Below are 7424 nucleotides of genomic sequence, written 5' to 3'. Positions count from 1 at the left end.
AATGACGCGGAGGCGAATTGCGAGACGCCCTATCCGCACTGGTGCGTAGGGCGGATTTGACACCCCGACATCCATCATATCTCCTCTGCACTGATCCGCCCCCGGAGCCCGCCGCATGATCGACCACGCTACTCTCATCACCTACGTCCTCATCGTTCTCGGCTTCGTCTTCATCCCGGGCCCGGCGACGCTGCTTACCATGGCGCGCGCCGCAAGCTCCGGCACAAAGGCCGGCATCGCGACCGGCGCCGGGATTGCCGCCGGTGACCTGATCCACACCAGCATGGCCATCGTCGGCCTCTCGGCGATCATCGCGACCTCGGCGCTGCTGTTCAGCATCGTTAAATATGCGGGCGCCGCATTCCTGATCTATCTCGGCATTCGCGCCATGCTCGACAAGGCGCCGATCGAGCTGAACGGCGGCGTGCCCGCGATCGGCGCGGGCCGCGCCTTTCGCCAGGCCGTGCTGACCGAGGTGCTCAACCCCAAGACCGCGCTGTTCTTCCTTGCCTTCCTGCCGCAATTCGTGCGGCCGGAGCACGGTTCGATCGGACTTCAGCTTGCGATCCTGGGCATTGTCTTCGTGCTGCTTGGCCTGGTCAGCACCGTCGTATTCGCCCTCGGCGCCGGCCGGCTCGGCAATCTCCTGCGCCGCCACCCTGCCGTGGTGAAGTGGCAGGGCAAGGTGGTCGGGACCATCTACTGTGCCGTCGGCGTGCGACTGGCGTTGCAGGAGCGATGAGGGGCAGCGCTGACTCTGAGGCCGGACCCGTAGGGCGGATTAGCGCAGCGTAATCCGCCACAGTGCTGAGAGCGGAGAGAATAGCGGATTACGCTGCGCTAATCCGCCCTACGTTTTCAATTGTTCGCGCAATGCGCGATCAGTCTCTCCACAAAGCTCGCGCACTTTTCCAGCTCGGCCATCGCGATGAACTCATCCGGCGTATGCGCCTGTGCAATCGAGCCCGGTCCGATCACCACAGACGGAATATCGGCCATGCTGGCGAACAAACTGGCTTCAGTACCGAACGCGACCTTGGCATGGTCGTTGCGCCCCGCAAGGCTCTTGGCCAGCGTGACGATGGCCGCATCCGCCCTGGTGTCGAGCGCGGGGTAGTCGAGGATCTCCTCGAAATCGATGCCGCAGTCCGAATGTCGCGCCTTCATCGCGGGCTCGAGCTCGGCTTTGGCCCAGGCGATGATCGCATCCGTCACCTCCTTGGATTCGGTGATGCCGATGCCGCGGCATTCGAAATCGACTGTGCAGGTATCGGGCACGATGTTCAGCGCCGCGCCGCCATGCACGATGCTGGTCAGCAGCGTCGAGTGCGGCACGTCGTAGAGGCTGTTGCGCTCGGCTTCGCCGGCGAGCGTCACCGCGCGGCGGCGGATCTCGGTGATCAGGTCGGCGGCATATTCGATCGCGTTGACGCCGTCGGGCGCGATCGACGAATGGCGGGCGAGGCCGTGGAACGTTGCGCGCACGCCGTGCTTGCCCTTGTGGCCGATGATGACCTTCATCTCGGTCGGCTCGCCGATGAAGGCGCCGAGCGGCCTCACTTTCTTTTTCGCGACCTCGGCAAGCATCGGCCGCACCCCGACGCACCCGATCTCCTCGTCATAGGAGATCGCAAGATTGATCGGCGTCGTCAGCTTCGCCTCCAGCATCTCCGGCACCATGGCGAGGCACACCGCGACAAAGCCCTTCATGTCGGTGGTGCCGCGCCCGAAGAGCTTGCCGTCGCGCTCGACCAGCTTGAACGGATCATGGCTCCAGTCCTGGCCGACGACGGGTACGACGTCGGTGTGCCCTGACAGCACGAGACCGGGCTTATCCTCCGGTCCGATCGTGACCCAAAGCGAGGCCTTTTGTCCCGTAACGTCGGTGATGCGCTCGCCCTTGACGCCGAGGAAGGCCAGATAGCTTTCGATATGGGCGATCAAAGGCAAGTTGGTGCGGTCGCTGATCGTGTCGAAGGCAACAAGCTCGGCAAGGAGTTGGCGGATACGGTCGGGGCGTGAGCTCGGGAAGATCGGATTGGGCATTGTCTATTCTTGTCGGAGATTGCAGAGGCTGAGATTGCCTGCATGAACCATACCAATGGGACGGCTCGGCGAGCAAATCAACTCGCAATCGTCATTCCGGGGCGATGCGCAGCATCGAGCCCGGAATCCATTGCGCCGAGTCACGCGCGGTGAAATGGATTCCGGGTTCGCGCCTTCGCCGCGCCCCGGAATGACGAAGGAGAACCACCAAACCTTGCGTTGCCCGTCGGGCAAAACACACGAGGCGTAGGGCAAGCACCGCCGGCAAATATATTCCACTTTACCGAACTTCGGAAATATCGTATGTATCGCGCAACCCGGCCCATGGAAGAGGGGCGTATCGCGATCGTCACGACGCGGGCCGGACGGCGGTGGGCGCAGGCCACATCGGCGCGATCAGGCTTTGCAGGGCGGGCAACCGTGAGCAGAACGTCGCGCAAACGACCGGTGTGATCTCGCGTACGGCAAAATCGTGTGGTCCTGGCGCCCGGAGCCTGTGCGCCAAGGCTCGTGGTGATGCGTGTGGCCCAACCGGGTCCTCGCATCAGTCATCTGCGAGACGACGGGGGCAATAGTGCATCGCTCCCCGGGGAGATCACGACATAAGCCGTCAAACCACTGCGCAGGGAAGGCCGGATGTTTCGGCTTCACCTGTATGCCGCTGTGCAGCCTCTTGTAGCGCAACCTATCGCACAGTGGACCGTGGGTGCCGGTCGGGCACCCGGTCTTCCCTGCGCCCTCTTTCATTTGAGGGTGACGTTGCAGAGCAAAGCTCGGGCGAGATGAGCCGCGAGGATGCGAAGCTGTGTCTGAGCGAATGCTGCGGCGGGCGCTTACCCATCGCCGACACCCTGAGGTGCTCGCCTCTTCGGCGAGCCTCGAAGGGCGACGGCCCGGCTGCATCTCGGCCGTTCATCCTTCGAGGCTCCCGGCGCAGTGCCAATGCACTGCGCCACTCGCACCTCAGGATGACGGATGGTACAGCGTCATCGCGGAAAAACTCTGGATTGCTTCGCTGCGCTCGCAATGACGGTGTCGAGAGAGATTCGCACCAAACTTCGCTCTCCTGCCCCGGACGCAGCGCAGCGTACCCGGCGATGCGCAGCATCGTCCGGTGCGGTGCGCTGCAGAGCCGGGGCCCATCTCTCAGCGAGCCCTGAAGCCTGCTGGGTCCCGGCTCTGCGCAACAGCGTAAGAACGCTGCAGCGCGTCCGGGACGCGAGACCCGGACTAAACCGGCTTGCCCGTATACGGCATCGACGCCGTGAGACCACCGTCCACCGGGAAGGCCTGGCCGTTGACATAGGACGCTTCATCGCTCGCCAGGAACAATCCCATCGCCGCGAGCTCGTGCGGCTGGCCGGCACGCTTCAGCGGATTGAGCTGGCCGATCTTGTCATGGGTGCCGCGCTCCTTGGCGCGGTCGAAGATCGGCTTGGTCATGCCGGTTTCGATCAGGCCGGGGCAGACCGCATTGATGCGCACGCCGGTGCCGGAGAGCGAATAGGCCGTGGTCTGCACCAGCGAGATGACGCCGGCCTTGCTCGCGGCATAGGGATGTCCGCTGGCGCCGGCCTTGAGGCCCGCCACCGACGCCGTGAGCACGATCGCGCCGGATTGCTGCCTCACCATATGCGGCATCGCATGCTTCACCGCGAGGAACGGCCCGATCAGATTGACGCGCAGCACCTCCTGCCAATGCTCGACGGTCTGCTCGCCGAGCGGAACGAGCCCGCCGGAGACGCCGGCATTGGCCCAGATCACGTCGAGCCTTCCATGCCTCGTTACGGCCTTGTCGATGACATCAATGACATCCTTCTCGGAGCCCGCGTCGGCGATCATGGCTTCCGCAACGCCGCCGGCCTTCTTCACCTCGTCGACGGTCTCTTTCACCGCCTCGTTGCGATCGACCGCGATCAGCTTGGCGCCTTCTCTGGTGAACAGCAGCGAAGCCGCGCGGCCGATGCCGCTGCCGGCGCCGGTGATGATGACGGATTTGCCTTGCAGGCGGCCCATGCGTTTCTCCCTTTGCTTGGCACGCGACGCTTGCCGCGCGACGGAATTTCAAACAAGATTTCAAACAGTAAAGTGTCTTGAGACAGGTTCACACCTCACGTACAGCGACATGAGACAGGATGGAAGGGTTTCGATGGCAGCCGAAGACAAGCCTGATGTGGTCATCACGCGATGGTGGTGGGTCCGGCATGCGCCGGTGCGCAACGACGGCGGCAACATCTACGGGCAGAGCGACATCGCCTGCGATACCAGCGATACCTACGTCTTCAATGCCGTTGCCAAGGTGCTGCCACGCCAGGCGGTCTGGTATTCGAGCAATCTGATGCGCACGCATCAGACCGCGGAGGCGATCTGGGCGGCGGGCTATCCAAAGCCTGAATCGATGACATGGGAGGCGGACCTCGCCGAGCAGAATCTCGGCCGCTGGCAGGGCATGAACCGCGCCGCTTTCATCGCGAGCCGTCCCGTCGGCTCGAACTGGTTTGCCGACATCAACGAGCCCGCACCCGGCGGCGAGAGCTTTATGGACCTCTATATCAGGACGCGCCGGACCATCGATCGGATCAACAATGAGGCGGCTGGACGGGACGTGATCGCGGTCGCGCATGGCGGCACCATCAAGGCGGCGATCGGCCTTGCGCTCGACGGCCAGGTCGAGCGGGCGCTGTCCTTCGACATCGACAACGTCTCGATCACGCGGCTCGATTATTTCGCCAGCCCCGGGCGCTCGGTCTGGCGGCTGCCGATGGTGAACCAGCAACCCTGGATCGCCGACGATGCCCATGCCGAGATGCATCAGCCGGCGGGGCCGGAAGTCAAGAAGCTCGCGTGAGTTCGCAGTCATTCCGGGGCGGCTCGAACAGCCGAACCCCGGAATCTCGAGATTCCGGGTTCGATGCTTCGCATCGTCCCGGAATGACATTGAAGATCAATCTGGGAGGAAAGCATGACCTTGTTCGACATGAAGGGTAAAGTTGCCGTCATCACCGGCTCGACGCGCGGCATCGGGCTTGCGATCGCCGAGCGCATGGCCGAGCACGGCGCCAAGGTCGTGATCTCCTCGCGCAAGGCTGACGTCTGCGAGCAGGTCGCCAAGGACATCAACGAGAAGTACGGCAAGGGCACCGCCGTCGCGATCGCCGCCAACATCTCCTCGAAAGAGAATCTGCAAAACCTCGTCGACGAGAGCAACCGCGCCTTCGGCAAGATCGACGTGCTGGTCTGCAACGCCGCGTCGAACCCGTATTACGGCCCGCTCGCCGGCATTTCCGACGATCAGTTCCGCAAGATTCTCGACAACAACATCGTCGCCAACAACTGGCTGATCTCGATGGTGGTGCCGCAGATGATCGAGCGCAAGGACGGCTCGGTCATCATCGTCTCCTCGATCGGCGGATTGAAAGGCTCGACCATTCTCGGCGCCTACGCGATCTCGAAGGCCGCCGACATGCAGCTCGCGCGCAACCTCGCTTGCGAATACGGCAAGCACAACATCCGCGTGAACTGCATCGCGCCCGGCCTGATCAAGACCGATTTTGCCAAGGCGCTGTGGGACAATCCGGAGAATTTGAAAGCGTCGACCTCGCGCTCGCCGCTCTTGCGCATCGGCATTCCCGACGAGATCGCGGGTGCAGCCGTGTTCCTGGGTTCGAAGGCCGGCGACTTCATGACCGGCCAGACCATGGTGATCGACGGCGGCGCGACGATTAGTTGAGACAACAACAGGTGTCATCGCCCGCGAAGGCGGGCGATCCAGTACTCCGCGGCGGACGTTGTGGGCACGAACTTTCGCCGCGGCNGGATGCCCCGGTCAAGCCGGGGCATGACAGTGAGTGTGTGGATGCGGTGTCGCGAGAGGCCGCGCGACAGGGCGACCTCAATCCACCGCCGCGTAAACCAGGTTCCGCGCCAAGGTCCTCGTCAAATCACGCTGTCCCGGGCCCTGGCTCATGAACACCGTGATCAGGTCCTCCTTCGGATCGATCCAGAAGAACGTTCCGGCGATGCCGCTCCAGGAGTACTGGCCGACGCTGCCGGGGAAGGGGGCGATACCAGCTTCGCGGCGCACGGCGAAGCCGAGGCCAAAACCATGGCCGGGCGCGAGCAGCGTGCCGTTGGTCTGGATGTGAGGTCCGAGGTGATCCGCGGCCATCAGTTCCAAGGTCTTGCGACCGATGATCCTGACGCCGTCGAGGGTGCCGCCATTGCGCAGCATCAGTGCGAAGCGGGCGTAATCCATCGTGGTCGAGACCAGACCGCCGCCGCCGGACTCCATCACCGGCTGCTCGAGCATGTTGAACAGCGCGACCTTGTCGCCGGTCCATGGGTCGGCTTCGAACGGCTGGGCGAGCCTGCCGGCATTGGCCTCGGAGGTCGAGAAGCCGGTCTCGCTCATCTGCAAGGGCGCAAGGATACGCTCCGACAGGAATGCGCCGAGCGATTTGCCGGTGACGACCTCGATGATGCGGCCGAGGATATCGGTGGAGCGGCTGTAGTTGAATTCGTCGCCAGGATGGCAGACCAGCGGGAAGCTCGCCACCAGTGCGGCGTGCTCCGCATTGGTGATCTTGCGGCTGCGGACGCGGGATTCCTGATAGAGCTTGTGCACGGGGCCGTCGCCCTGGTGCTCGTAAGTGAGACCCGAGGTGTGGCGGAGCAGGTCCTGCACCGTCATCGGCCGCTTTGGCGCAACCAGTTCCAACTTGCCGCCGCTGACGACGCCGACCTTCTGGTTCGCGAATTCCGGAATGAACTTGGCGACGGGATCGCCGAGCAGGAGGTGGCCGTCCTCGACCAGCGCCATGACGCCGACCGAAACGATCGGCTTGGTCATCGAGAAGATCCGGAAGATCGAATCAAGCGCCATCGGCGCCGGCGCCGTTGGGCTCTGCTTGCCCAGCGCCTCGAACCAGCCGACCTGGCCGCCCCGGGCGACCAGAACGGTCACGCCGGGGATGGTTCCCTTGTCGATCTCGCGCTTGAACGCATCCGACATCGCCTGCAGGCGGGGCCGCGACAGGCCGAGGGTTTCGGGGCGGGCCTCCGGCAGGCTCGGTGTCCGGGCTGCAGAGGCGGCTGTCGTGGCGGCATGGGCGTTCATGGGGGCTCCCGGGTGTGTTGTTCTTGTCGTTCGGGCGCAACACTGACCCAGAAGCGGCACTGTGAACAAGCGGGCCCAATGCGCTTCTCCCTTGCAATCCGGTCGTCCCCTGTGCTTGAAAGCGCCCCTGAGCCGCGGCGACGCAGGTTCGTAGGAGTGTAGCTCAATTGGTAGAGCACCGGTCTCCAAAACCGGGGGTCGCAGGTTCGAGCCCTGCCACTCCTGCCAGACCCAAGTAAAATCAGATGCTTAGTGGTCAGTG

6 protein-coding genes and 1 tRNA gene are annotated in these 7424 nt (G+C 63.8%); 4 read left to right on the top strand and 3 right to left on the bottom strand.

Annotation, left to right across the window (positions count from 1 at the left end):
• Nucleotides 1-115: 115 nt before the first annotated feature.
• Nucleotides 116-742: a LysE family translocator gene (locus AOQ71_RS10760; RefSeq protein ID WP_057745667.1), complete on the top strand. Its 627-nt coding sequence runs from the start codon at nucleotides 116-118 to the stop codon at nucleotides 740-742.
• Between the two features lie 116 nt (nucleotides 743-858).
• Here the strand turns inward: AOQ71_RS10760 and argE are convergent, their stop codons facing one another.
• Both argE and AOQ71_RS10750 read right to left on the bottom strand, forming a co-directional pair.
• Nucleotides 859-2046 carry an acetylornithine deacetylase gene (gene argE / locus AOQ71_RS10755; protein WP_057745663.1) on the bottom strand — a complete coding sequence of 396 codons (1188 nt, stop codon included), beginning with the start codon at nucleotides 2044-2046 and terminating at the stop codon, nucleotides 859-861.
• 1230 nt (nucleotides 2047-3276) lie between these two features.
• Complete coding sequence (locus AOQ71_RS10750; protein ID WP_057745659.1) at nucleotides 3277-4062, bottom strand: SDR family NAD(P)-dependent oxidoreductase; 786 nt, start codon at nucleotides 4060-4062, stop codon at nucleotides 3277-3279.
• 133 nt (nucleotides 4063-4195) lie between these two features.
• Here AOQ71_RS10750 and AOQ71_RS10745 point away from each other — a divergent pair, with 133 nt between their 5' ends.
• Nucleotides 4196-4894: a histidine phosphatase family protein gene (locus AOQ71_RS10745; RefSeq protein ID WP_057745656.1), complete on the top strand. Its 699-nt coding sequence runs from the start codon at nucleotides 4196-4198 to the stop codon at nucleotides 4892-4894.
• Between the two features lie 114 nt (nucleotides 4895-5008).
• Nucleotides 5009-5776 carry an SDR family NAD(P)-dependent oxidoreductase gene (locus tag AOQ71_RS10740; protein WP_057745653.1) on the top strand — a complete coding sequence of 256 codons (768 nt, stop codon included), beginning with the start codon at nucleotides 5009-5011 and terminating at the stop codon, nucleotides 5774-5776.
• 162 nt (nucleotides 5777-5938) lie between these two features.
• On the opposite strand, the gene AOQ71_RS10735 is transcribed toward AOQ71_RS10740, so the two are convergent.
• A complete protein-coding gene (locus AOQ71_RS10735) occupies nucleotides 5939-7162 on the bottom strand; it encodes a serine hydrolase domain-containing protein (protein WP_057745650.1) in 1224 nt (407 codons plus the stop codon).
• 152 nt (nucleotides 7163-7314) lie between these two features.
• On the opposite strand from AOQ71_RS10735, the gene AOQ71_RS10730 reads away from it, so the two are divergent.
• Nucleotides 7315-7390, top strand: a tRNA-Trp gene (locus AOQ71_RS10730).
• The last annotated feature ends 34 nt before the right edge of the window (nucleotides 7391-7424 follow it).

This window comes from Bradyrhizobium manausense (assembly GCF_001440035.1).
Classification (GTDB): domain Bacteria; phylum Pseudomonadota; class Alphaproteobacteria; order Rhizobiales; family Xanthobacteraceae; genus Bradyrhizobium; species Bradyrhizobium manausense.
The sequence above is the reverse complement of the archived record's forward strand: the minus strand, read 5'-3'. Positions and strand labels throughout refer to the sequence as shown.

Coding starts and splice junctions, on each gene's coding strand:
- AOQ71_RS10760 (WP_057745667.1), top strand. CDS start 116: ATGATCGACCACGCTACTCTCATCACCTACGTCCTCATCGTTCTCGGC.
- AOQ71_RS10735 (WP_057745650.1), bottom strand. CDS start 7,162: ATGAACGCCCATGCCGCCACGACAGCCGCCTCTGCAGCCCGGACACCG.
- AOQ71_RS10745 (WP_057745656.1), top strand. CDS start 4,196: ATGGCAGCCGAAGACAAGCCTGATGTGGTCATCACGCGATGGTGGTGG.
- argE (WP_057745663.1), bottom strand. CDS start 2,046: ATGCCCAATCCGATCTTCCCGAGCTCACGCCCCGACCGTATCCGCCAA.
- AOQ71_RS10750 (WP_057745659.1), bottom strand. CDS start 4,062: ATGGGCCGCCTGCAAGGCAAATCCGTCATCATCACCGGCGCCGGCAGC.
- AOQ71_RS10740 (WP_057745653.1), top strand. CDS start 5,009: ATGACCTTGTTCGACATGAAGGGTAAAGTTGCCGTCATCACCGGCTCG.